The organism is Burkholderia sp. ZZQ-2 (assembly GCF_050768715.1).
GTDB lineage: Bacteria > Pseudomonadota > Gammaproteobacteria > Burkholderiales > Burkholderiaceae > Burkholderia > Burkholderia cepacia.
Window position 1 is genome coordinate 26,015 of sequence record NZ_LDVA01000362.1, and the last position, 22,801, is coordinate 48,815.

20 protein-coding genes are annotated in these 22,801 nt (G+C 68.7%); 15 read left to right on the forward strand and 5 right to left on the reverse strand.

Features of this window, described 5'->3' with window-relative positions:
* Nucleotides 1-56 precede the first annotated feature (56 nt).
* Nucleotides 57-221 carry a hypothetical protein gene (locus tag ABY44_RS35995; protein WP_168799511.1) on the forward strand — a complete coding sequence of 55 codons (165 nt, stop codon included), beginning with the start codon at nt 57-59 and terminating at the stop codon, nt 219-221.
* 89 nt (nt 222-310) lie between these two features.
* Here the strand turns inward: ABY44_RS35995 and ABY44_RS36000 are convergent, their stop codons facing one another.
* Genes ABY44_RS36000 through ABY44_RS36010 form a run of 3 tightly spaced genes read right to left on the reverse strand, consistent with a single transcriptional unit; the run spans nt 311 to nt 5,147 of the window.
* Complete coding sequence (locus ABY44_RS36000; RefSeq protein WP_060170818.1) at nt 311-1,570, reverse strand: cytochrome c; 1,260 nt, start codon at nt 1,568-1,570, stop codon at nt 311-313.
* Nucleotides 1,567-2,274 (reverse strand): (2Fe-2S)-binding protein, encoded by a 708-nt coding sequence (locus ABY44_RS36005; RefSeq protein WP_060170815.1) that lies wholly within the window; start codon nt 2,272-2,274, stop codon nt 1,567-1,569. The genes ABY44_RS36000 and ABY44_RS36005 overlap by 4 nt, the downstream gene beginning before the upstream one ends.
* Nucleotides 2,271-5,147, reverse strand: a complete 2,877-nt coding sequence (locus tag ABY44_RS36010) for a xanthine dehydrogenase family protein molybdopterin-binding subunit (protein WP_060170813.1) — start codon at nt 5,145-5,147, stop codon at nt 2,271-2,273. Before ABY44_RS36010 ends, ABY44_RS36005 begins: the two co-directional genes overlap by 4 nt.
* A 505-nt stretch (nt 5,148-5,652) precedes the next feature.
* Between ABY44_RS36010 and ABY44_RS36015 the strand changes: the two genes are divergently transcribed.
* The 11 genes from ABY44_RS36015 to ABY44_RS36065 all read left to right on the forward strand — a co-directional run bounded on the left by ABY44_RS36015 (nt 5,653) and on the right by ABY44_RS36065 (nt 17,001).
* Nucleotides 5,653-7,203, forward strand: a complete 1,551-nt coding sequence (locus ABY44_RS36015; RefSeq protein WP_059697268.1) for a sensor domain-containing diguanylate cyclase — start codon at nt 5,653-5,655, stop codon at nt 7,201-7,203.
* 243 nt (nt 7,204-7,446) lie between these two features.
* Nucleotides 7,447-7,722 (forward strand): hypothetical protein, encoded by a 276-nt coding sequence (locus tag ABY44_RS36020; RefSeq protein ID WP_027791638.1) that lies wholly within the window; start codon nt 7,447-7,449, stop codon nt 7,720-7,722.
* Between the two features lie 254 nt (nt 7,723-7,976).
* Nucleotides 7,977-9,017, forward strand: coding sequence for a succinylglutamate desuccinylase/aspartoacylase family protein (locus ABY44_RS36025; RefSeq protein ID WP_059697269.1), 1,041 nt, complete (start codon nt 7,977-7,979; stop codon nt 9,015-9,017).
* Between the two features lie 103 nt (nt 9,018-9,120).
* Complete coding sequence (locus ABY44_RS36030) at nt 9,121-9,417, forward strand: type II toxin-antitoxin system MqsR family toxin (RefSeq protein ID WP_027791640.1); 297 nt, start codon at nt 9,121-9,123, stop codon at nt 9,415-9,417.
* 2 nt (nt 9,418-9,419) lie between these two features.
* Nucleotides 9,420-9,821, forward strand: coding sequence for a type II toxin-antitoxin system MqsA family antitoxin (locus ABY44_RS36035; protein ID WP_060170811.1), 402 nt, complete (start codon nt 9,420-9,422; stop codon nt 9,819-9,821).
* A 317-nt stretch (nt 9,822-10,138) separates the two neighbouring features.
* Entirely contained in the window at nt 10,139-10,699 is a 561-nt protein-coding gene (locus tag ABY44_RS36040; RefSeq protein WP_431643537.1) for a GNAT family N-acetyltransferase, read from the forward strand.
* A 56-nt stretch (nt 10,700-10,755) separates the two neighbouring features.
* A complete protein-coding gene (locus ABY44_RS36045) occupies nt 10,756-11,709 on the forward strand; it encodes an ABC transporter substrate-binding protein (RefSeq protein ID WP_027791643.1) in 954 nt (317 codons plus the stop codon).
* A 63-nt stretch (nt 11,710-11,772) separates the two neighbouring features.
* Entirely contained in the window at nt 11,773-12,822 is a 1,050-nt protein-coding gene (locus tag ABY44_RS36050; RefSeq protein ID WP_060170806.1) for an LLM class flavin-dependent oxidoreductase, read from the forward strand.
* A gap of 7 nt (nt 12,823-12,829) precedes the next feature.
* Nucleotides 12,830-14,182: an LLM class flavin-dependent oxidoreductase gene (locus ABY44_RS36055; RefSeq protein WP_060170804.1), complete on the forward strand. Its 1,353-nt coding sequence runs from the start codon at nt 12,830-12,832 to the stop codon at nt 14,180-14,182.
* Between the two features lie 64 nt (nt 14,183-14,246).
* On the forward strand, nt 14,247-16,034 hold the full coding sequence (locus ABY44_RS36060) for an amino acid ABC transporter permease/ATP-binding protein (protein WP_081072577.1): 1,788 nt from the start codon (nt 14,247-14,249) through the stop codon (nt 16,032-16,034).
* 34 nt (nt 16,035-16,068) lie between these two features.
* Nucleotides 16,069-17,001, forward strand: a complete 933-nt coding sequence (locus ABY44_RS36065) for an ABC transporter substrate-binding protein (protein WP_060170801.1) — start codon at nt 16,069-16,071, stop codon at nt 16,999-17,001.
* Between the two features lie 105 nt (nt 17,002-17,106).
* On the opposite strand, the gene ABY44_RS36070 is transcribed toward ABY44_RS36065, so the two are convergent.
* Together ABY44_RS36070 and ABY44_RS36075 are read right to left on the reverse strand one after the other, a co-directional pair.
* Nucleotides 17,107-18,201, reverse strand: a complete 1,095-nt coding sequence (locus ABY44_RS36070) for an LLM class flavin-dependent oxidoreductase (RefSeq protein ID WP_060170800.1) — start codon at nt 18,199-18,201, stop codon at nt 17,107-17,109.
* Between the two features lie 52 nt (nt 18,202-18,253).
* Nucleotides 18,254-19,165, reverse strand: coding sequence for an ABC transporter substrate-binding protein (locus tag ABY44_RS36075; RefSeq protein WP_049117255.1), 912 nt, complete (start codon nt 19,163-19,165; stop codon nt 18,254-18,256).
* Between the two features lie 355 nt (nt 19,166-19,520).
* Here ABY44_RS36075 and ABY44_RS36080 point away from each other — a divergent pair, with 355 nt between their 5' ends.
* The 3 genes from ABY44_RS36080 (at nt 19,521) to ABY44_RS36090 (ending at nt 22,792) form a co-directional block, all read left to right on the forward strand.
* On the forward strand, nt 19,521-20,438 hold the full coding sequence (locus tag ABY44_RS36080; protein ID WP_060170796.1) for an alpha/beta hydrolase family protein: 918 nt from the start codon (nt 19,521-19,523) through the stop codon (nt 20,436-20,438).
* The gene (locus ABY44_RS36085) at nt 20,435-20,866 is read left to right on the forward strand and encodes a MarR family winged helix-turn-helix transcriptional regulator (RefSeq protein WP_027791650.1); all 432 of its coding nucleotides are present in this window, start codon (nt 20,435-20,437) and stop codon (nt 20,864-20,866) included. The genes ABY44_RS36080 and ABY44_RS36085 overlap by 4 nt, the downstream gene beginning before the upstream one ends.
* Nucleotides 20,867-21,322: 456 nt before the next feature.
* The gene (locus ABY44_RS36090; RefSeq protein ID WP_060170795.1) at nt 21,323-22,792 is read left to right on the forward strand and encodes a sialidase family protein; all 1,470 of its coding nucleotides are present in this window, start codon (nt 21,323-21,325) and stop codon (nt 22,790-22,792) included.
* Nucleotides 22,793-22,801 lie beyond the last annotated feature (9 nt).

Sequence of the window (22,801 nt, forward strand, 5' to 3'; positions counted from 1 at the left end):
GCACGGTTCATGCGAACCGGCCTTTCCCGCGGCCTGCGCGTTGCAAGGAGGTGGAAATGAGATCCGCAACGTTGGCCGCGGCGCTGGTCGCGGCGCTGGTGCTCGTGCTGTCGGCAGGCTGTACGTCGGGTGGCGGCGCGCCGCAAGGGCCGGGCATGAGCCGGTACGGCGGCAGTGGCGCGGGAGGTACGGGCGGTGGCGGAGGAGGCAGCGGCTACTGAAGAACCGCTGCGAGCAGTCGGGCGACGCGTCGCGCACGAGCACCGGAAACCGGCTGAATCGCGCGCGACGCCCCGCCCGGCGACACGACTTAACGCATGGCCTTCACGTCGGCCGGCGTGACGCTCGCCGGCTGGCCGCCCCACGTCGCACGCAGGTAGTTCGCGAGCTGCGCGAGTTCGTCGTCGCTCAGCGTGTGCGCGAAACCGGGCATCGGCTGCAGGTTCTCGAACCCGGCGAACTTCTGCTCGCCGATGCCGTCGAGCATCGCGACCAGCAGGTTGCGCGGGTCGCCCTGGCGCACCGTCGAATTGCCGTTCATCGGCACCGCCACGTGCGGCTTGCCTTCGCCGTTGAAGCCGTGACACCCCGCGCAGACCGCGAGATACACCGAGCGGCCGGCCGCGAGCTGCGCGGCGTCGGCCGACACCGGCTTCACCGGTTGCGGCGCGGGCGGCGTGTCGCCCAGCAGGTACACGGACAGCGCACGCAGGTCGTCCTTCGTCATGTACTGCGTGCTCAGGTGCACGACCGGGTACATCTCGCCGAATGCCGAGCCTTGCGGCGCGATGCCGACGCCGAAGAACGTCTGCAGGTCGGCGCCCGTCCAGCCGCGCGCGGCAAGGCCGGCCGGCGTGATGTCGGGCGCGGCCACGCGGCCGAGCGCCGCGCCCGCGAACGGCTTCGCGCTGTCGAGCTGGCCCGTGAACGCGCGCGGCGTGTGGCATTCCGCGCAGTGGCCGAGCGCACCCGCCAGATAGCGGCCGCGCTGCCAGTCGGCAGACTGGCCGGTCGATGCATCGGGCAGGCTGTCCTTCAGGAACACCATGTCCCAGAAGACCATCCCGAAACGCAGGTTGTACGGGAACTTCAGCTCGTGCTCGCGGTTTTCCTGCGCGACCGGCCTGACGGTCTTCAGGTACGCGTACATCGCGTCGGAATCGGCACGCGTGAGCTGCCGGTACGACGTGTACGGCATCGACGGATACAGGCGCTTGCCCGGCGCCTTGCCGTCATGCAGCGCGGCGTAGAAATCGTCGGCGCTCCAGTTGCCGATCCCGTGATCCTTGTCCGGCGTGATGTTCGAGCCGTAGAACGTGCCGAACGGCGATTCGAGGGGCGCGCCGCCGGCGAACGGCGCGCCGTCCTTCGCGGTGTGGCAGGCCGCGCAGTCGGCGGCCTTGACGAGATAGCGGCCGCGCGCGACCGGGTCGGCACCGGGCGCGCCGGAAGCGGCGTTCGAGGCCGGTGCGTCGTGGCCGCCGCATGCGGCGAGCAGCAGCGCGCAAGCCGCCGCGAGCACGGGAAGGCCCGCAGCCCGCGCGACACGATGAGCGAATGTGCGTTTCATGCGGCGTCCTTCACGAGTCCCGGCGTCGTCAGCACCACGTCCTTGACGGCTTCGTAGTAGCGGACATAGCCCGTGCAGCGGCAGAGGTGCGCATCGAGCGCCTCGGTGATCGTGCGCTCGACGTCGGCCTTCGCAACCGGCTCGCGCTTCAAGCGTTCGATCAGCACCGTCGCCGCGTTGACGAAACCCGGCGTGCAATAGCCGCACTGGAAGCTGAAGTGCTCGAGGAACTTCTGCTGGATCGGCGACAGCTCGACCACTTCGCCCGCTTCGTTGCGCTTCGCGTGGCCTTCGATCGTGCGGATCGTGCGGCCGTGGAAGAAATGCGCGCCGGTGATGCAGGTGCGCATTTCCTCGCTCGTGCCGTCCGGCTTGTCGACGATCACGACGCATGCGTGGCAGATGCCCTGCCCGCAACCGAGCCGCGACCCGGTGAGGCCCGCGTATTCGTGCAGGAACTCGATCATCATCAGCCCTTCCGGCACCTGCATCGGGCCGACGGACTTGCCGTTGATGTTGATCGACAGCGGTTTCGACTGGAACCGGACGAGCGGACGCTCGACGGCGGCCGATGCCGGTGCCGGCACAGCCGGGGCCGAGGCCGGTGCCGAAGCCGGTACAGCCGAAGCCTGGGCCGGTGCGGAAGCGCCGGTCGCAGCGGCGCTGGCGCTCGCGGCCGAAGCCGCGGTTTGGGCGGTCGTCATGCGAGCACCTCCTGAATCTTTTGCGGGGTCACCGGCAGGTCGGTGAAACGATGGCCGATCGCGTGCGCGATGCCGTTCACGATCGCGCCGACGACGGGGATCATCACCACTTCGGCGACACCCTTCGGCGGATCGGTCTCGGACAGCGGCGGCAGCACGTCGCCCGTCTGCGTCCAGACGGCGACGTCGGACGCGCGCGGCAGCTGGTAGCGGTTGAAGTTCCACGTGCCGTTGCCGGGGCCGTCTTCATACAGCGGCAGGTATTCGTGCAACGCGTGGCCGATACCCATCGCGAGACCGCCCTGCAACTGGCCCGACACGAGCTGCGGCGAAATCTGGTTGCCGCATTCCATGATCGAGTGATGCGTGAGCAGCTCGACCTTGCCGGTCGCTTCATGCACGGCCAGCTCGACCAGCGTGCCGACCGCCGTGTAGTACGTGACGGCCGCGTTGTTGCGGCTCGTCGGCGGGATGAACACGCGCTTGCGGTCCAGCACGCGGTAGCCGTTCGCGGTCGGCGCCAGCGTGCCGCGCATCGCGGTCGCGCCGGCAGGCGCGGCGGTGCCGGGCACCGGGCCGTTGTCGCCCGTCTTCGGTGCGCCGACGCGCAGCGACAGCCCGTCGATCGGCAAACGATCGACCACGCCGCCCACTTCGAACTCGGCGTCGGTCCACTGCCAGCGGTTGAACACGTGCACGACGGCGCCGGTCGGCAGGCCGAGCGCATGCGCCTGCTTCGCGAGCTGTTCGAACGACAGCGGCTCGAGGCCGTCGGCGGTCAGCTTGCCGTCGACCCAGCGCGCGTCCTCGATGCGGATCGTGTACGGCGCGGCCTGGCCGCCGCCGAGGCCGCGCGTCCAGATCGACATCGCCGCCGGCCACAGGCCGTAGCGGAACACCGCGCGCGCGGCTTCGCGCGTGCTGTGCGTGAAGTAGTACGCGGAGTTCGTCGCGCTCGACGGCGACGCATAGCTCGGCGACCAGCGCGGATTCGCGCTCAGGCGATCCTGGTCGGCCTGCGACATGATGTACGGATCGCCGCTGGTCTCGACCGGCAGGTCCGGCCATTCGGTCACGGCGACCTGCACGTCCGTCGCCGGACGGCCGAGCCACTTCACGACGGCCACAGCCTGCGACGTCGACATCCCGGTGCCAATCTCGGCAGCCGTGTGGCGCAGCGACACCTTGCCGTTCTCGTCGAATTCGACCTTCGCGAACGACGCTTCCGCGCCCGTGCCGAAGTCCTTCTGCACGCACGCGAAGCCGACGCCGTAGCGCTTGCCCGGGTTCGCCGCCTCGTATTCGGCCTTGCGCGCGGCGCGGCGCGTCCACAGCGGATGCTGCTTCGAGCGTTCGAGCACCTCGTCGACGCGCAGCGCGCCGGCGGGAATCGCCCCTTGCGTGTTCTTCATCCCCGAACGCAGCGCGTTGCGCAGGCGGAAATCGATCGGGTCGATGTTCAGCTGCGCGGCGATCTCGTCGACCGCCATCTCGGTCGCCGCCATGCTCTGCAGCGTGCCGTAGCCGCGCGCGGAACCCGCGTCGATCGCGCGCGACGCGATCGCGACCGCGGCCAGGTCGCTCTTCGGGAAGTAGTAGATCGATTGCGCGGCCGTCGCGCCGACCATCGCGACCGACGGCGAGAAGTTCGAGCGCCCGCCGCCGTTCGCCTCGAAGTCGCCCTTGAACGACTGCAGCAGGCCGGTGTTGCGGTCCACCGCGATCCGGTAATGCATCTTGAACGCGTGACGCTTCAGCGACGTCTGGAACTGTTCGTAGCGGTCGTTCGCGAAACGCACCGGGCGGCCGTCCGCGTACAGCGCGCAGACGAGGCCGTAGAACGGCACGTTGAAGTGATCCTTCGAGCCGTAGCCGACCGTGTAGCACGGATGCACGAACAGCTTCTTCACCGGGAAGCGGCACTTCGCGACCATCGCGGCCGCGTTCTCCGCCACTTCGAGCGGCGACTGGGTCGGCACGACCAGGTGCAGCGACTGCGTCGCGGCGTCGTACCAGCAGTTCGCGTTGTCCGGTTCGAGCGCGGCGGTGTCGACCGACTGCGTGTTGTACTCGCGGTCGAACACGAGCCAGTCGGCCGACGGATGGTCGAGCTCGCTCGCGATCTGCCCAGCCAGGAACATGCCCTGCTCGTCGAGCTTGCCGTGCTCCTTGCCGTCCGGCCACACCGGCAGGTGCTTGCGCATCATGCTCGGAAAGATCGGCGCGTCCTTCAGGCTCGAATAGACATCATCGTCGTAGGCCGTCTTGCCGCCCACGCGCACGTAGCGGAAGGTGCCCCACGGATCGCGCTCGAGCGGGCCCGTGACCGCGCCGTAGCGGATCACGTCGTCGCGGAACTTGAGCGCGTTCTTCGCGAAGCGGAAGCGCGCGAAGTCGTGGTAGATGAGGATCGCGACCGCATGGCCGAGATACGCGGGCGTCTTGCCGGCGGGCAGCAGCATGTCGTCGCCGTAGAACGCCGGAAACGCGACGCCGTCGCGCACGAGATCGTCGGCCGTGACCACGCGGTCCGGTTTCAGTTCGTCGCCCAGCAGCGAAAGGTCGAAGCCTTCGTACGTGCGGTCGGCCTGCGTGACGCGCAGGATCAGCGCATGAGACTGCTGCTGCGGCCAGTGCGGCATGTCGGCTGCGCGCACGTCACGGGCGAACACTTTCGAGCCCGTGACCTTCGCGATGCCGTCGATGCGGAATTGGGGGATGCCGGTGACGCTATCCCATTTGACGGGGGTGAGGAGTTTTTCTTCGAAGAGCGCCGCGAACGCGCGGCTGCCCAGGGGCGCGACATACACTGCGACGCCCGCCAGCACGCTGGCTTTCAGAAAACCCCGCCGTGACAGGCCGTGGTTTTTCATTGGGGGGAACCTCCTGATGCGGCTCGGACGGCGATCGGATGTCGCGACGTTCGGAGCGGCGCGCATTCTGGCATTGTTTTTGATATATCGCCTATAGTATTTCCCGCATGAAATACTTATTGAATTTCTTATAACGGTGTTCAGCCGGGCTGCGACAGCCGGTCGCGGGTGGCGATCCGGTCGCATCGACTGCCCGCTTGCGGCGCTTTCGTTCGTGTCGACCGCGCACGGCGGATACGCGCCTGTCTCCTGTCGATCGCCGAGCCTCGTTCGGTTCGCGACGATGCTGCCCCGGCGCCGGCGAATGCGCAAGACTTTCGTGGGCGCGGTTGACGACTCGTGGCCGACGCGGCACGCGGGTCCGCCGGGCGATCCGGGTGACCCGCGCCGCCCGTATTTCATGGTAATGTCGTGCGCATCCGGCCTGGCCGGGCATCCGCCACGTGCCGTGCGGATGCCGCCAGCCATCGCGATATCAAGCGACATCGTGTCGAGGTCAAAAACCATGGCAGTCAGGGCATCTCTCCTGCACTCCGTTCTCGCCACTCCCCCCTCCGGCAACCACCGTGTGACGGCCGCGCTGCGCCCGTCGATGCTCGTTACCCTGTTCGAGGACGTCCGACCGATGGCGCTCTCCGGGCTCGCGAGCGGCTTCGTCGCGGCCGTCGCGCTGATCCGGCTGCAGCAGCTCTGGTGCCTCGCGTGGCTGATCGTCGACGTCGGCCTGCTCATCGCGCGGCTCTCGATCGCGCGTGCGTACACGGTTCAACGCGACGGCGGCGACGACCGCGCCGAATACTGGGCAATGCGCTATGCGCCCGTGTCGCTCGTCGCGTGCTTCGTGCTCGGTCTCGGCGTGATGGGCTGCGTGCAGGCCGTCGACGTCGAGCTCGGCACGCTGTCGGTGATGGTCGCGGGCGGCGTGTTCGGCGGGATCGCGTCGCGCAATTCGGCGCTGCCCCGGCTCGCGATGTCGCAGGTCACGGTCGGCGTGCTGCCGATCGGCATCGGCGCGTTGCTGGCCCACCGGCCGGGGGCGTGGCTGCTGCTGCCGCCGCTCGTGATCTACCTCGCCGCGATGCGCACGGTCGTCCAGCGTCACTATCGCGTGCTCGTCGCGCTGATTGCCGCGCGCCAGCGCAACGCCGAACTCGTCGCGCGCTTCGACGCCGCGCTCACCTACATGCCGCACGGCCTGTGCATGATCGACGGCGAGCGCCGCGTGATCGTCGCGAACCGGCGCACCGCGCAACTGTTCGGCTCGCCGCGCCAGATCATGCTCGAAACGCCGCTGCCCGCCGTCGTCGCGGCGCTCGGCGCGAACGACGCGATCGATCCCGGCGGCGCCCGTCTCGCCGCGCAGTGCGAGATCTGGCTGGCCTGCGACGAACCCGCGCCGCTCGACCTGGTGCTCGCCGATGGCCGCCAGCTCGAATTGACGCGCCATCTCGTGCCGGACGGCAACGCGGTGATCATCGTCGAGGACGTCACCGCGCGCCGCCAGACCGAACAGCACATCCGGCATCTCGCGCGGCACGATGCGCTGACGGGTCTGCCGAACCGCCACGAGCTGCATGCGGAACTCAAGCGGATGCTCGCGAGCCGGCCACACACGCCGGAGTCCGGGCTCGCCGTCATGTATCTCGACCTCGACGGCTTCAAGGCGATCAACGACCGGTTCGGCCACCAGGCCGGCGACGACGTGCTGACGCAGGTCGCCGAGCGGCTCGGCAAGACGCTGCCGCCCGGCGAGCTGGCCGCGCGCATCGGCGGCGACGAATTCGTCGTCGCGATCGACGACGTGACGATGCACGCGTGCTCGCTCCTCGCGGCGCGCATCATCCGGCAGATCTCGGCGCCGTACACGCTGTCGATCGGCGAGACCGTGATCCTGGGGATCAGCATCGGCATCGCACTCGACGACGGGCACGGCTCCCCCGACGAACTGATCCGGCAGGCCGACAGCGCGCTGTACGACGCGAAATCGGCCGGCAAGGGCATCTACCGCTTCTATTCGAGCGGCAGCAGCCGGGTCACGCCGGCCACCGCGAGCTGACCCGGCCGCGCAGCCCTCTTTCTCCCGCGTCGACGCCTCCCGGCGATTCAATTCCGAAACGCTTTACGTGACCGCACGTGGCGTCGCGCGCTCGCGTGTCACGTGACGTGTTCCGTAACATCGGCGCCCGCCACCCGTCACGTTGGCTGCAGAAGCCTGCACGATCGAGGCAGCGCAGGGCTTTTCGAACCTGGCACTCTTATTGCTCCCTGTCAGGGAAACAGGTGGTCAGGGAGACCCAACATGAATACCGTCGAAGTCCTCAGCCGCAGCGAAACCATCGACGAACTGGATGTGATCGACGGCGCATCGCTGATCCGCCGGCTCGTTTCCGAACGCCGCATGCCGGCCGCACGCGAAGCCCGATGCGTCGACAATCCGCCGCTGACGCTGTACGGCGCGTTTCGCCAGGGCATCGCCGATCACGCCGCGCGCCGCGCGAATCCGTATCGCGCCGGCAGCCGTTTCTGGGCACTGTGGGAAGAAGGACGTCTCGAAGCTGAAACATCGGGCCGGTAAGCCGCCCTTGCACGCCGGCCCCGTCGCGGCAAGGGCCGGCGCGAAACACCAGGCCCGAATGCGGCCGGCCGGCATGCCGGCATGCGTTCACCGCCGCAACATCGCACCGGGTTCCGCGTATCGGCTTTGCAACTCCCCCGCATGCCTCCATGCGCTTGCCGGCTGACGGCGTTCGGCGCTGCTCGCGCCGGGCGCGGCGCGCAGCGGTCGTTTCCCGATAAGATGGCAGATTCCGTTCATCGAACGATGCCGCCATGACCGCCTCCTCCTCACACCGCAATCCCATCCACTGCGAAATCGATCTCGACGCACAAGGCAAGCACGCGGGCTACCTGCGGCTGCCGCATTCCGTACACCGCTCGGCGTACGGCTGGCTGCCGATCCCGATCGCGTCGATTCGCAACGGCGACGGCCCGGTCGCGCTCGTGATGGCCGGCAACCACGGCGACGAGTACGAAGGCCAGATCATCGTGTCGCAACTGATGCGCGAGATCGAGCCCGGGATGGTCAGCGGGCAGCTGATCCTGCTGCCGATGGCGAATTTCCCGGCGGCGGACGCGGGCCTGCGCGTGTCGCCGCTCGACCAGGGCAACCTGAACCGCAGCTTCCCCGGCGACCCGGCCGGCACGCCGACGCAGATGATCGCCCACTACATCGAGCATGTCCTGCTGGCGCGCTCGCAGTATCTGGTCGACCTGCACTCGGGCGGCAGTTCGCTGCTGTACCAGGGCGGCAACATGCTCGCGATCGACCCGCTCGACGCCGACGAAGCCGCGAAGCTCAACGGGCTGCTGGTCGCGTTCGGGTTGCAGAACGCGCTGCTGCACGCGCCGAATCCCGTGCACTCGGCCTCGGCCGCGCGCCGCCAGGGCGCGATCTCGATCGTGACCGAACTCGGCGGTGCCGGCATGGCCGACCCGTCGCTGATCCGGCTCGGTCGCCACGGGCTGCTGCACTACCTCGGTTACATCGGCCTGCTGCGCGGCGCGCTCGTGCCCGACGCGCCGCCCACCGTCACGCGCTTCATGCGTGTCGACGGCGATCGCCACTTCGTCTATGCGTACGAGCGCGGGCTGTACGAACCGCTCGTCGAACTCGGCGATCAGGTGAAGGCCGGGCAGCCGGCCGCGTGGGTGCACTTCCCCGATACGCCGCTGCGCGAGCCGGTGCTGCACCGCTTCAAGGGCGACGGCGAAGTGGTGTGCAAGCGCGTGCCCGCACAGGTGCAGCGCGGCGATTGCCTGTTCCAGCTGGCGGAATTGTCGACCCCGCCGAGCATCGGCCAGACGGCCTAAAACCGGATCCATCGCCTTTCCATGCGGTCTGCCAGTCATGGCGGACGGCATGCGCTCGCCATTAACCAACTTGACAAATTAACTTACTTGGTTAATATCGCGAATGGAAAAGAGAAGGCCTCATTGCAAGCTGCCCCTCGTCAAGGCGCTGGTCGAATCCGGCCAGGTACGGTTGACCGCGAGCGCGGTACTCGGCGCGCGGCAGCTGGGTTTCACGGAACGGGAGGCGCTCGATGTCGTGATGTCGCTGACCGACCTCGACTTCCACAAGAGCATGACGACGTACGCCGACCACACGATCTGGCAGGACGTCTACCGGCCGTTGACGGTGCGTGGCGACGTGTACCTGAAACTGACGGTGATCGACGATGTGCTGATCGTGTCTTTCAAGGAGCGATGAAAATGAAATGTCCTGCATGCGGTGCCGCGAAGCTGGTCCACGACACGCGCGACATCCCTTATACCTACAAGGGCCGGTCGACTGTCGTCCGCGCTGTCACCGGCGAGTTCTGCCCGGCCTGCGGGGAATCGGTACTGGATCTCGACGAAGCGACCCGTCTCGGCGAAGCGATCAGCGAGTTCAACAAGCAGGTGAACGCCACCATCGTCGACCCGAATTACATCGCGAAGGTACGCAAGAAGCTGAAGCTCGACCAGCGCGAGGCGGCCGAGCTTTTCGGCGGCGGCGTCAATGCGTTCTCCCGTTACGAAACAGGCAAGACGAATCCGCCGCTTGCCCTCGTGAAACTGCTGAAGATCCTCGATCGTCACCCCGATCTGCTCGCCGAAGTCCGGGCCGCATAGGCGCTCGCATGTCGGCATCGCACCGGCGCGTGCATCGGCTTCGATGCATGCGCATGCACCGCGTCATCGCCACCCCACTCCCGCTGCGAGCCTTCTGACGTCCGCCGCGAAATCCTTATCGAAATTGCTTCGTTCGCCTTTGCCGGCCGCGCCGCTAACGTGTTCAAAACGGCGGCGGCCCGCCATCTGCATCCCAGCAGGACACGCACCGGCCGCCGCCATCACGACAACCGCGTCGCGATAACGGAACAGACCGGACGGGCCGCGTGCCCGCACCCCGCCAGGAACGTCCGCATCGCGCGCCCTTCGCGATGCCCATGGCCACGACCGACCGCATCATCGACACGACGCCGCTCGACGTCCGCGCGCGACCGCTGATCGACGCACTGATCGACGAGTATTCGACCCGTTACAACGCGTATCGCCCCGACAGCCACGCGTCCGCACGCGAGGAACTCGCGCGTTATCCGGCCGAACTGTTCGCGCCGCCCGAAGGCGCTTTCGTGCTGCTGCTGCGCGACGGCGAGACGATCGGCGGCGGCGCGTTCAAGCGCTACGACGCGCAGACCGCCGAGCTCAAACGCATCTGGACCCGCGCGGACCTGCGCCGTCAGGGCCTCGCACGCATCATCGTGGAGGCACTCGAACTGCGCGCCGCGCAGCAGGGCTATCGCCGCATCTACCTGACTACCGGTTTTCGCCAGCCCGAAGCATGGGCGCTGTACGACCGCACCGGCTATACGCGGCTGTTCGATTCGTCGATCGCCCCCGAGGTGCATTACCACCTGCGGTTCGGCAAGGGTCTCGCCGATCCGTCGCGCACGTCGACGCTGGCCGACCTGTGGGCGCCCGTGCCCGAACCGGCGCTGCCGCGCTGACCGCCGCCGCGCCCCCGCCTTCCTCCGATTACCGCTTGCCACCACAGGACGCTTTCATGCAACGAGCCGTACCGTTTTCTTCACGTGCCGCGCGCACGCTGGCCACCGCGTTGATTGGCCTGACCGCGTTCGCCGCGGCCGCGGTCGCGGCCGCCGCCACGTTCGACTTGAGCCCCGAACAGCGCGGGCGCCCGCGCGGCGTGGCCGATGCGGCAGTCGAGCGCGCGGTGCCCGCGTCGTTCAAGTTCGCCGAACCCGGCACGCTGACGATCGGCATCGCACCGAGCCTGCCGCCGATCAGTTCGTATGCAACCGACGCTCGCACGGTGATCGGCTTCGACGCCGACGTCGGCCAGCTCGTGTCCGACAGCCTCGGCCGCAAGCTGAAGATCGTCGCGCTCGCGTGGGCCGACTGGCCGCTCGCGCTCGAATCCGGAAAAGTCGACGCGGTGATCTCGAACGTCACCGTCACCGAGGAGCGCAAGCAGAAGTTCGATTTCTCGACCTACCGCAAGGACCAGGTCGGCTTCTACGTGCGCAACGACAGCAAGATCCAGGCGATCCGCGAGCCGAAGGATGTCGCGGGGCTGCGTATCGTGACCGACGCCGGCACCAACCAGGAAAAGATCCTGCTCGCGTGGGACCGCGAGAACGTCGCGCACGGGCTGAAACCCGTGCAGATCCAGTACTACGACGACCAGGCGATGCGCATCGTCGCCGTGCAGTCGGGCCGTGCCGATGCCGTGTTCAGCGTGAACTCGGTGCTCGCATACCAGAGCGCGCAGCAAGGCAAGACGCGGCTCGTCGGCGCAATCAGCGGCGGCTGGCCGCGCACGGCCGACATCGCGATCGCGACGCGCCGCGGCAGCGGGCTCGCCGATCCGCTGACCGTCGCGCTGAACGGGTTGATCAGGAACGGCCGCTACCAGCAGGTGCTCGACCGCTGGAACCTCGCGTCCGAGGCGATCGACCAGTCGCGCACGAATCCGCCCGGGCTGCCGAAGAGCTGAGCGCCACGCCCGCCCTTCGTCCCGTCACGCTTACTTCACGCTCACGCAGGAACGCCGCCCACCATGTCTTACTCGCTTTCGTTGCTGGACAAGAGTCCGATCGCCGACGGCGCGAACGCCGCCGACGCGCTGCGCTTCACCACGACGCTCGCGCAGCGCGCCGAACAGCTCGGCTACGAGCGCTTCTGGGTCGCCGAGCATCATGGCACGCAGGCCTTCGCGAGCTCCGCGCCGGAGATCGTCGTCGCGCACCTGCTCGCGCACACGTCGCGCATCCGCGTCGGCTCGGGCGGCGTGATGCTGCAGCACTACAGCCCGTTCAAGGTCGCCGAGACGTTCAAGGTACTGGCTGCGCTCGCGCCGGGCCGCGTCGACCTCGGCGTCGGCAAGGCGCCCGGCGGGTTGCCGCTGACCACGCGCGCACTGCAGTGGTTCCACGACAAGGCGCGCAAGCCGGACTTCGCGGGCCAGCTCGCGGAACTCGACGCGTTTCTCGGCTGGGGCGTGGCCGAGGATCACCCGCTCGCCGGCGCGGTCGCGCTGCCTGTGCCGCCGCAGGCGCCCGAACGCATCCTGCTCGGCGGCTCGCCGGACAGCGGCACGCTCGCCGCGCGCAACGGCTGGCGCTTCTGCTACGCGGGGCATTTCAACGGCGACGACGCGAACATCGAACGCTCGCTCGACGCGTACCGCAGCGCGGGCGGCACACGGCCGCTGGTCGCGCTGTACGCGGTGGCCGCGCCGACGCGCGACGAGGCCGAGCAACTGATCGGGCCGCTGAAGATCTTCAAGCTGCAACTCGCGGGCGGGCAAAGCTTCAACCTCCCCAGTGCGCAGGCGGCCGCCGAATTCGCACGGCAGAGCGGCGCGTCCGACTACCGCATCGACGAGCTGCGCCCGACGGTGCTGGCCGATACCCCCGAGCGCGTGCACCGCGCGCTCGATGCGCTGAGCCGGCGGCTCGACGTCGACGCGTTCGTGATCGATTCGCCGGTGACCGACTACGCGGCGCGGCTCGCATCGGCCGAATGGCTCGGCGGCGCGCTGTCGAGCACGCCGTTGCAGGCGGCCCTCGCGGCCGACCGCTCCCTTTCCCCTGACCAGAACGCGTGACGCTCCCATGACGACCCGACGATCGATTCCTTTCGGCCTGATGCTGCAAGGCGCAGGCAGCCACATGAACGCATGGCGGCACCCGAGCAACCCGCCGGACGCGAGCATCAACCTCGATTTCGCGATCGGCATCGCCCGCAAGGCGGAAGCCGCCGGCATCGCCTTCGCGTTCGTCGCGGACGGCCTCTACATCAACGAGAAGTCGATCCCGCACTTCCTGAACCGCTTCGAGCCGCTGACCGTGCTGTCGGCGCTCGCGGTCGCGACGAAGAAGATCGGGCTCGCGGGCACGATCTCGACGTCGTACAGCGAGCCGTTCACGGTTGCCCGCCAGCTGGCGTCGCTCGATGCGATCAGCGGCGGGCGCGCGGGCTGGAACGTCGTGACGACGCCGCTCGAGGGCACCGCGAAGAACTTCGGCAAGGTGCATCCCGATCATGAGCTGCGCTACGAGATCGCCGACGAATACCTCGACGTCGTGCAGGGCCTGTGGGACAGCTGGGACGACGACGCATTCGTGCGCGACCGCGCGACCGGCCGCTTCTTCGATCGCGACAAGCTCCACACGCTCGACCACCACGGCCGCTTCTTCCAGGTCGCGGGCCCGCTGAACATCCAGCGGTCCCCGCAGGGGCAGCCGGTGATCTTCCAGGCCGGCTCCTCCGACACCGGCATCGGGCTCGCCGGCAAGTACGCGGATGCCGTGTTCACGCATTCGCCGTCGCTCGACGAAACGGCCGCGTTCACGCGGCGCGTGAAGCAGAGCGCGATCGAGCACGGCCGGCAAGGCAGCGACGTGAAGGTCTTCCCCGGCATCGGGCCGATCGTCGGCCGCACGGCCGCCGAGGCCGAGGACAAATACCAGGCGATCCGCGACCTGCTGACGATCGACGAGGCGCTCGCCTATCTGGGCCGCTATTTCGATCACCACGATTTCACGCAGTACGCGCTCGACGCGCCGTTTCCGGAACTCGGCGAGCTCGGCCGCAACAGCTTCCGCTCGACCACCGACCGGATCAAGGCCGACGCGAAACAGAAAGGCCTGTCGCTGCGCGAGACGGCGCTCGCGGTCGCCACGCCGCGCCCGAACTTCATCGGCACGGCCGAGCACGTCGCCGACGAGCTGATCCGCTGGCACGACGCGGGCGCCGGCGACGGCTTCATTCTCGGCTTCGCGGTGCAGGCGCAAGGCGTCGACGATTTCGTCGAGCTCGTGATCCCGGCGCTCGAGGCGCGCGGCCGCTACAGCCGCGACCTGCCCGGCGCGACGCTGCGCGACCACCTCGGCCTGCCGCGCAAGGCAAGCCGTCACGCGGTCCCTGACGCGTCGCCCGAAACGGCGGCCGAAGCGCACGCCTGACACCCGCCGCCGCGCCGCCCGTGCGCGGCGCGTCCGCCCGACCGATTCGAGGATTTCCACCGACATGAGCGACACGACCCACCTCGGCGGCGCGCTGCCGCCGCTTTCTTCCCCCGGCGCGCGCGACGCCGGCACGCGTTTCCGGATCGTGCCCGCGCGCCACCGGTCGCGCACGGCCGGCACCGTGCTCGCCGTCGCGCTGATCGTGATCGTCCTGCATTCGATACTCGGCAACCCGCAATGGGGCTGGCCGGTGTTCGCCGAATGGTTCCTGTCGCCGCCGGTGCTGTCGGGGCTCGCACGCACGCTGGTGCTGACGCTGCTCGGCGCGGTGTTCGGCTTCGTGCTGGGCGCGTTCGTCGCGCTGGCCCGGCTGTCGCGTTCGCGGCTGCTGTCGGCGAGCGCGTGGGCCTTCGTGTGGCTGTTCCGCTCGATTCCGCTGATCGTGCTGCTGCTGATCCTGAACAACCTCGGCTACCTGTACGAGCATGTGCGGCTCGGCGTGCCGTTCACCAATATCGTGTGGTTCGACACGCCGACCACCGACCTGATCAGCCCGTTCCTCGCGGCCGTGCTCGGCCTCACGCTGAACCACGCGGCATTTTCCGCGGAAGTGATTCGCGGCGGCATTCTCGCGGTCGACCAGGGGCAGCTCGAAGCGGCGGCCGCGCTCGGCCTGCCGCGCGGCCGCCAGACCACCCGGATCGTGCTGCCGCAGGCGATGCGCGCGATCCTGCCGACCGCGTTCAACGACCTGATCTCGCTCGCGAAAGGCACGTCGATGGTCTACGTGCTCGCGATGCCGGAGCTGTTCTATACGGTGCAGGTGATCTATCGCCGCAATCTCGAAGTGATTCCGCTGCTGATGGTCGCGACCGTCTGGTATCTGATCATCCTGACCGTGCTGTCGGCGATCCAGGTGCAGGTCGAGCGCCACTATGCGCGCGGCGCGCTGCGCAACCCGCCGCCGTCCGTCGTCACGTTCGCGCTCGCGCGCCTCGGCGTGCTGTGGCGGCGTGTCAGGTCCAGCCGCGATGATTCGCTCGTGCGCGCCGAAGGCGAGGCCGATACGGTAGCCGTCGCGCCACGCGCCGGCGGCGAAGTGGCCGTGCATGGCGTATCGAAGCAGTTCGGCATGCAGCGCGTGCTCGACAACGTCTCGTTCGTCGCGCCGCGCGGCAGCGTGACCGTGATCGTCGGGCCGTCGGGCTCGGGCAAGTCGACGCTGCTGCGCACGATCAACCATCTCGAACGCGTCGACGACGGCTTCATCGACATCGACGGCGAACTGATCGGCTATCGCCGCGACGGCGACGTGCTCTACGAGCTGAAGGAGCGCGACGTGCTGACACGTCGCACGGCCGTCGGGATGGTGTTCCAGAACTTCAACCTGTTCCCGCACCTGACGGTGCTCGAGAACCTGATCGAGGCACCGGTCGCCGTCGGCGGCGTCACGCGCGACGCCGCCGAGCGCATCGCCCGCACGTTGCTCGCTCGCGTCGGTCTCGCGGACAAGGCCGATGCCTATCCGCGCCAGCTCTCCGGCGGCCAGCAGCAGCGCGTCGCGATCGCGCGGGCGCTCGCGTTGCGCCCGAAGGTGCTGCTGTTCGACGAACCGACTTCCGCGCTCGACCCGGAACTCGTGAACGAGGTGCTCGACGTGATCAAGGAACTCGCGCGCTCGGGCACGACGCTCGTGATCGTCACGCACGAGATCGGCTTCGCGCGCGAAGTCGCGGACAACGTGCTGTTCATGGAGCGCGGGCGCATCGTCGAATCCGGGCCGCCGGCCGTCGTGCTCGACGCGCCGACGCATGCGCGCACGCGCGCGTTCCTGTCGCGGGTGCTGTGATGCGCGCCGCTGCCGATTCCCGAGGGGCCGCACGATGACCGACCGACGCCAGTTCATGACCGCCGCGCTGGTCGCGGCAGCGGGCTTGCCGTGGCGCGCGGCGCATGCGGCCGCCGCGACGGCCGACCTCGACCCGCGCCAGGCGGGCCGCGTACGTGCCGAACGCGACGACGCGGCGATCCGCGCGGCAGCCGGCTACCGCTGGGTGCACGACGGCGCATTCACGGTCGCGATTTCACCGCACGCGCCGCCCGTGTCGACCTACGCGACCGACGCGCGCACCGTGGTCGGCGCCGATCCCGACTATGCGCAGCTCGTCGCCGACGCGCTCGGCCGCACGCTCGTGCTGGTGCCTATCGCATGGGCCGACTGGCCGCTCGGGCTGACGTCCGGCAAGTACGACGCGGTGATCTCGAACGTCGGCGTGACCGAGAAGCGCAAGGAGAAATACGATTTCACGACCTACCGGCTCGGGCTGCACGGCTTCTACGTGCGCACCGGCAGCCCGATCGCAAAGATCGCCGAGCCGAAGGACATCGCCGGCCTGCGCATCATCACGGGCGCGGGGACGAGCCAGGAACGCATCCTGCTCGAGTGGAACAAGCGCAACGTGGCGCAGGGGCTGAAGCCGGCCGAGCTGCAATATTTCGACGACGATGCGGCGTCGCGCGTCGCGCTGCTGTCGGGCCGCGCCGATGCCGAACTGAACCCGAACGCGTCGCTCGCTTACGAGGCCGCGCGCACCGGCAAGATCCGCCGTGTCGGCGTCGTCAATGCGGGCTGGCCGGCCAACGCCGACGTGGCGATCGCGACGCGGCGCGGCAGCGGGCTCGCGCCCGCGCTGACGCTGGCGACGAACGCGCTGATCGGCAGCGGCCGCTACGGACAGGCGCTCGCGCGCTGGGGTTTGCAGAGCGAGGCGATCGCGCGGGCGGAAACCAATCCGCCGGGATTGCCGTCGTTCTGAAGGCCATCGATACGTCGACCACCCGAATGACATCGCCCCGGCATCCCTCAACGGGAATGCCGGGGCGAATCGAAGCAGCCCTTGCGTCGCAACGACGCGATGCGCCTACGCGGACACCGCCGCGTAATGCCGGTCGAGCTCCGCGACCTGCGCATGAATCGCCGGAATCAGGTGGCGCCCGTAATCGAGCGCATCGTCGAGCGGATCGAACCCGCGAATCAGGAACGTCGATACGCCGAGCCGGTAATACGCCCCGAGCGCACGCGCGACCTGCTCGGGCGTGCCGACCAGCGCGGTCGAATTCCAGCGCGCGCCGGTCAGGTTCGCAACGCCCATCCACAACCGCTCGTCGAGCACGTCGCCCTGCGCGGCGGCGGCCATCAGCCGTTGCGAGCCCGCGTTTTGCGGCGCATGGCCGTCGATCGGCTGGCCATTCGCGAGCCGCGCCGCGCGCACGCGCTCGCGGATCGCCTCGGCCTTCTCCCACGCGGCCGCCTCGGTATCGGCGACGATCGGCCGGAACGACACGCTGATGCGCGGCGCACGCCCGAACGGCGCGGCGGCCGCATGCACGCGCGCGATCTGCTCGCGCACCGACGCGAGCGGCTCGCCCCACGTCATGTAGACATCGGCATGCTCGCCCGCCACCGCCAGCGCGGCCGGCGACGAGCCGCCGAAATAGATCGGCACATGCGGCCGTTGCGCGCCCTTCACGAGCGGCGACGCGCCCCGCAGCCGGTAGAACGCGCCATCGTGGTCGACCGGCGCGTCGGCCTGCCAGATCCGTTTCAGCACGTCGAGATACTCGCCGGTGCGGCGATAGCGCGCGTCGTGCGGCACGAAATCGCCGTCGCGCTGAAGATCGGCATCGTCGCCGCCCGACACGACGTTCAGCGCGAGCCGGCCGCCGCTGAACACGTCGAGCGTCGCGATCTGGCGCGCGGCGGCCGACGGCACGATCACGCCGGGCCGGTGCGCGAGCAGGATGCGGATGCGTTCGGTCGCGGCGGCCGCGAACGACGCGACGATGAAGCCGTCCGCCGCGTTGCTGAAATGGCCGACCAGGATCTGGTCGAAGCCGGCGGCCTCGTGCGCCTGCGCGAAGCGGCGCACGTAGTCGGGCTGGACGGCGGCGCCGCCCGGTACGTCGACCTCCGCGCCGGGCGTCGCGGTGATCATGCCGATGATGTCGACGGGCATGTCGATGGTCCTTCTCGTTGTCGATCGGAAATGGCTACGCGTTGCGGCATGCTCACTGCGCGGCGGCCGTCTTCTGCGCGGGCGCGGCGAACGCGCCCGCATACGAGCGGTCGAGCAGCTTCGCCGTGTCGTACGCGGTCGGAATCACGCCGGCCTTGTGCAGGAAGTCCGCGGTGTTCTGCGCATCCTTCGCGGCCGTGTCGTCGACGGGGCCCACGCGCTGGTGCGCATTGTTGAGCCAGCGGTACGCGACGTCCGGCTCGAGCTTCGCGCGCTTCGCCCACAGGTCGGCATACTCGCGCGGATGGCTGTCGACCCATTGGCGCGCGGCCACCACGCGCTTCAGGAAATCGGTGATCTCGGCGCGCTTGCCCGTTGCGGCCTGCTCGTTCGCGGCGACGAAGCTCAGCGCGGGCATCAGCCCCTGCGCGGTCGTCACGGGCCGTGCGCCCTGCCGCAGCGCGAGCGTGCTGACGAACGGCTCCCACAGCGACACGGCGTCGACCGAGCCGTTCGCGAGCGCGTTGGTCGCATCGATCGGCATCAGGTACGCGTACTTGACGGAATCCGCGCGCAGGCCGGCGTGTTCGAGCGCGCGCAGCACGAGCTGCTGGCTCCACGCGCCGCGCCAGACGGCAATGGTCTTGCCCTGCAGGTCGGCGACGGTGCGCACCGGCGAGTTCTTCGGCACGAGGATCGCAACGCCGTCGAGGCTCTGCCGCGACACCGCGACGACTTTCACCGGCGCGCCGCGCGCGGCCAGCGTGAGCAGCGCGGAATCGCCGAGGAAGCCGACGTCGATCGCATTGCCGTTCAGGCTTTCGGCGACGGGCGCGGCGGCCTGGAAGTGCTTCCACTCGATCGTGTAAGGCAGGTCCTTCAGCACGCCGGACGCCTCCATCGACGCCTGGATGTTGAAGTAGTTCTGTTCACCGACGCGCAGCGTGACGGTGTCTTTGGCCATGCCTGGCTGCGCGGCAAGCGCCAGCAAGAGTGCCGTGACGATTCGGCTCAGCAACGTGATCTCCCGGAAGGTTGGCGGGCGCCCGCGCGATGGCGGCGCCACGTGATCCGCCATGCCCGGCGGCCGGCGGAACGGATGGAACCGGTGAAGATACGTCGATCCGCACCATGAAACAAACGCAATATTCTTCTATGCAAAGATGCAAATGTTTTATGACGTGACCGGTATCGCCGGATGCCGCCCGCCGCCCGTCCGGGAACCCGGTTCGAATGAATCCTCGACATATATTTCGTGCGCGAAATAAATCCCGGACTATATTTCGCATACGAAATAACTACCCGGAACGAGGACGGCCATGACCTCCCAACCCATCGAGTTTTCCGCCGCCGACGGCTACGCGTTGCACGGCACGCTGTGGACGCCGGACGCGGCGCCGCGCGCGCTGGTGCTGATCCATCCGGCGACGGCCGTGCCGGAGCGGCTGTATGCGGGCTTCGCACGCTTCCTGACCGAGCGCGGTTTCGCGGCGCTCACCTACAACTATCGCGGCATCGGTGCATCGCGGCCCGCGCGCCTGGGTGCGCTGCGGGCCCGCATGCGCGACTGGATGGAGCTCGACGTGGGTGCCGCGACCGCGTGGGCACGGCAGGCGTATGAAGGGGTGCCGCTGCTGGCGGTCGGGCACAGCGTCGGCGGGCACGCGATCGGGCTGTCCGCCGCCACGCCGCACCTGCGCGCGGCCGTGCTCGTCGCCGCGCATGCGGGCAGCACGCGACTGATCACGCAGGCGGCCGAACGCCTGAAGGTGCGGCTGATCCTGCATGTGCTCGGTCCGCTGATGTCGGCGCTGCTCGGCTACGTGCCCGGCAAGCGGCTCGGGCTCGGCGAAGACATGCCGGCCGGCGTGTTCCGCGAATGGAGCCGCTGGACGACGCTGCCGCACTATTTCTTCGACGATCCGACGCTCGGCGCGGCCGAGCGCTTCGCGAAGCAACGGTTGCCGATTCTCGCGCTCGGCTTCGACGACGATCCGTGGGCGAACCCGGCCGCGATCGGCCTGCTGGTAAGCTATCTGACCCGCGCGCAGGTCGAACGCCGCCAGATCGATCCGCGCGCGGCGGGCAGCGGCCCGGTCGGGCACATGGGCTTCTTTCGCAGTCGGCCCGGCACCGTGCTGTGGCCCGACGTGGCCGACTGGCTCGCGCGGGCACTCGACGCACCACGCACCGCGGGCCGTCCCTCCCTTTCCATTGCAGCCGGGAACCCAGCTTGAGCGAAGACCGACGACTGTTTTTCATGTTGAACATCGGCCAGCGGCGCGTGCAGCGCTGGATCGACCGCAAGGCCGAAACCGAGACGCGCGCGAGCGCCGCGCAGGCCGGTGCACTGTTCTGTCTCGCGAAGCAGGACGGCGCGCTGATCGGCGAAGTCGGCGCCGCGCTGCAGCTCGCGCCGTCCGCGATGACGGGCCTCGCCGACCGCATGGCAAAGGCCGGCCTCATCACGCGTCACGCCGATTCGGACGACGGCCGCGCAACGCGGCTGTACCTGACCGACGACGGCCAAGCGGCGCTCAAGCGCGCGCGCGTGCTGCTGCGCGAGCTGAACGGCAAGCTGTGCGACGGGTTTTCCGACGCCGAACTCGACGTCGTCGCGCGCTGGCTGCACGCGTTGCAGGATCGCTTTCCGGCCGAACGCTGAACCGCGCCGACCGCGCACTGCATCGGCACGAATCCGCGTAATCGATAGCGATTCCGATTCGTGCTTTCGATTCGGTTTCCGAACTTTCCGGCGGAAATTCTTGCGTCCCGGAAGCGCTGTTTCGGCAACGCTTTCCGGCTACGTACTGTTACAAAAAATTGCCTCCCGCGCCGCATACCGATCGCCTACATTCAATCCACTTCGACGCATTCGCCGTATGCACGGACTGGCCTTCCCGTCGCGTCCGCCTCCCTGGACGCACCCGACAAGCAATGAAAACGAAGAGGTGTCTTGACCGACGTGCTGGCGGCATCCAGCACACGCGGATTGCGATGACCGAAACGGCTTCCTGAACGACACGATCCGACGCGCGGCACGGCATCCGTTGCCGCCGCGTACCGGTACGCGACGTGCCGCTCCGCGCCATCGCCGCCGCACGTCAACGAGGAGCAGTCCATGCGACGTTCGACCGTATCCCACTCGCTTATCACCGGCCTGACCCGCCTCACCCGCCTGTCCGCCGCGACAACCGTGGCAATGGCCGCCGCCGCGGCCGCGCATGCCGACCCCGTGGTCGTGTCCGGCCCGAGCCCGTTCGCCGCCTGCACCATCGGCGGCCCCGGCACGAACTACGTGAATGCCGAGGTCGAACCGTGGCTGTCGGTCAACCCGGCGAACCCGATGAACATGATCGGCGTGTGGCAGCAGGACCGCTGGTCGAACGGCGGCGCCCACGGGCTCGTCGCCGGCTACACGTTCGATGCGGGCGCGACCTGGGCGCGCACGCCGCAGCCGTTCAGCGCATGCGCGCCGGGCGGGCTGAAGTACGAGCGCGCGTCCGATCCGTGGGTATCGTTCGGGCCGGACGGAACCGCGTATTCGGTATCAATCTCCTTCAACCAGTCGAACAATGCCAACGCGGTGGCCGCGTCGGTGTCGACCGACGGCGGGCAGACCTGGAGCAGCCCGGCCGTGCTGATCGCGAACGACGAACCGACTACGCAGTTCTTCAACGACAAGGAATCGGTGACGGCGAACCCGGTGAAGGCCGGCACGGCCTACGCGGTATGGGACCGCCTCGAGCTGCCGAACGGCAACCCGTACGCGAACCTGCATACGCACGCATACCGCGGGCCGACGCTGTTCTCGAAGACGGTCGACGGCGGCAAGACGTGGAGCGCCCCGAAGGTGATCGTCAACGTGCCGTCGCGTCAGCAGACGATCGGCAACCAGATCGTCGTCGACCCGAAAAGCGGCACGCTCTACGACTTCTTCGACCTGATCCAGCCGCCGTTCAGCAAGGCAGCCGGCAAGGTCGCGTTCATCAAGTCGACCGACGACGGCGCGACGTGGACGAAGCCGCAGGTGATCGCGGGGCTGCAGACGGTCGGCGTCACCGATCCGAACACCGGCGAGCCCGTGCGCACCGGCGACATCATTCCGGAACCCGCGATCGATCCGGCCTCGGGGCAGCTTTACGTGGTGTGGCAGGACAGCCGCTTCAACGGCGGCACGTATGACGAGATCGCCGTATCGACGTCGAAGGACGGCGGCGCGACGTGGAGCACGCCGCAGCAGTTGAACACGCCGACCGGGCGCCCCGCGTTCAATCCGTCGGTGCGCGTCGACAACACGGGCGCCGTGATGGTCACCTACTACGACTTCCGCGACCTGCAGGCCGGCAACACGACGACGCTGCCGACCGGTTTCTGGCGCAAGATCTCGCATGACGGCGGCACGACGTTCGCCGACGAGCGGCGCGTCGGCGGCCCGTTCGACATGAAGCTTGCGCCGAACGCGGAAGGCTTCTTCATCGGCGACTACCAGGGGCTCGACGTGATGCCGTCATCGTCGTTCCACCCGTTCTTCGTGCAGACCAGCGCGGGCAACCTGACGAACCGCACCGACGTGTTCTTCGCGCCGTGATGCACGCGT

Bases quoted from the DNA above. Each gene is read 5' to 3' on its own strand.
- ABY44_RS35995 (WP_168799511.1), top strand. From the start codon at position 57: ATGAGATCCGCAACGTTGGCCGCGGCGCTGGTCGCGGCGCTGGTGCTC.
- ABY44_RS36000 (WP_060170818.1), bottom strand. From the start codon at position 1,570: ATGAAACGCACATTCGCTCATCGTGTCGCGCGGGCTGCGGGCCTTCCC.
- ABY44_RS36005 (WP_060170815.1), bottom strand. From the start codon at position 2,274: ATGACGACCGCCCAAACCGCGGCTTCGGCCGCGAGCGCCAGCGCCGCT.
- ABY44_RS36010 (WP_060170813.1), bottom strand. From the start codon at position 5,147: ATGAAAAACCACGGCCTGTCACGGCGGGGTTTTCTGAAAGCCAGCGTG.
- ABY44_RS36015 (WP_059697268.1), top strand. From the start codon at position 5,653: ATGGCAGTCAGGGCATCTCTCCTGCACTCCGTTCTCGCCACTCCCCCC.
- ABY44_RS36020 (WP_027791638.1), top strand. From the start codon at position 7,447: ATGAATACCGTCGAAGTCCTCAGCCGCAGCGAAACCATCGACGAACTG.
- ABY44_RS36025 (WP_059697269.1), top strand. From the start codon at position 7,977: ATGACCGCCTCCTCCTCACACCGCAATCCCATCCACTGCGAAATCGAT.
- ABY44_RS36030 (WP_027791640.1), top strand. From the start codon at position 9,121: ATGGAAAAGAGAAGGCCTCATTGCAAGCTGCCCCTCGTCAAGGCGCTG.
- ABY44_RS36035 (WP_060170811.1), top strand. From the start codon at position 9,420: ATGAAATGTCCTGCATGCGGTGCCGCGAAGCTGGTCCACGACACGCGC.
- ABY44_RS36040 (WP_431643537.1), top strand. From the start codon at position 10,139: ATGGCCACGACCGACCGCATCATCGACACGACGCCGCTCGACGTCCGC.
- ABY44_RS36045 (WP_027791643.1), top strand. From the start codon at position 10,756: ATGCAACGAGCCGTACCGTTTTCTTCACGTGCCGCGCGCACGCTGGCC.
- ABY44_RS36050 (WP_060170806.1), top strand. From the start codon at position 11,773: ATGTCTTACTCGCTTTCGTTGCTGGACAAGAGTCCGATCGCCGACGGC.
- ABY44_RS36055 (WP_060170804.1), top strand. From the start codon at position 12,830: ATGACGACCCGACGATCGATTCCTTTCGGCCTGATGCTGCAAGGCGCA.
- ABY44_RS36060 (WP_081072577.1), top strand. From the start codon at position 14,247: ATGAGCGACACGACCCACCTCGGCGGCGCGCTGCCGCCGCTTTCTTCC.
- ABY44_RS36065 (WP_060170801.1), top strand. From the start codon at position 16,069: ATGACCGACCGACGCCAGTTCATGACCGCCGCGCTGGTCGCGGCAGCG.
- ABY44_RS36070 (WP_060170800.1), bottom strand. From the start codon at position 18,201: ATGCCCGTCGACATCATCGGCATGATCACCGCGACGCCCGGCGCGGAG.
- ABY44_RS36075 (WP_049117255.1), bottom strand. From the start codon at position 19,165: ATGGCCAAAGACACCGTCACGCTGCGCGTCGGTGAACAGAACTACTTC.
- ABY44_RS36080 (WP_060170796.1), top strand. From the start codon at position 19,521: ATGACCTCCCAACCCATCGAGTTTTCCGCCGCCGACGGCTACGCGTTG.
- ABY44_RS36090 (WP_060170795.1), top strand. From the start codon at position 21,323: ATGCGACGTTCGACCGTATCCCACTCGCTTATCACCGGCCTGACCCGC.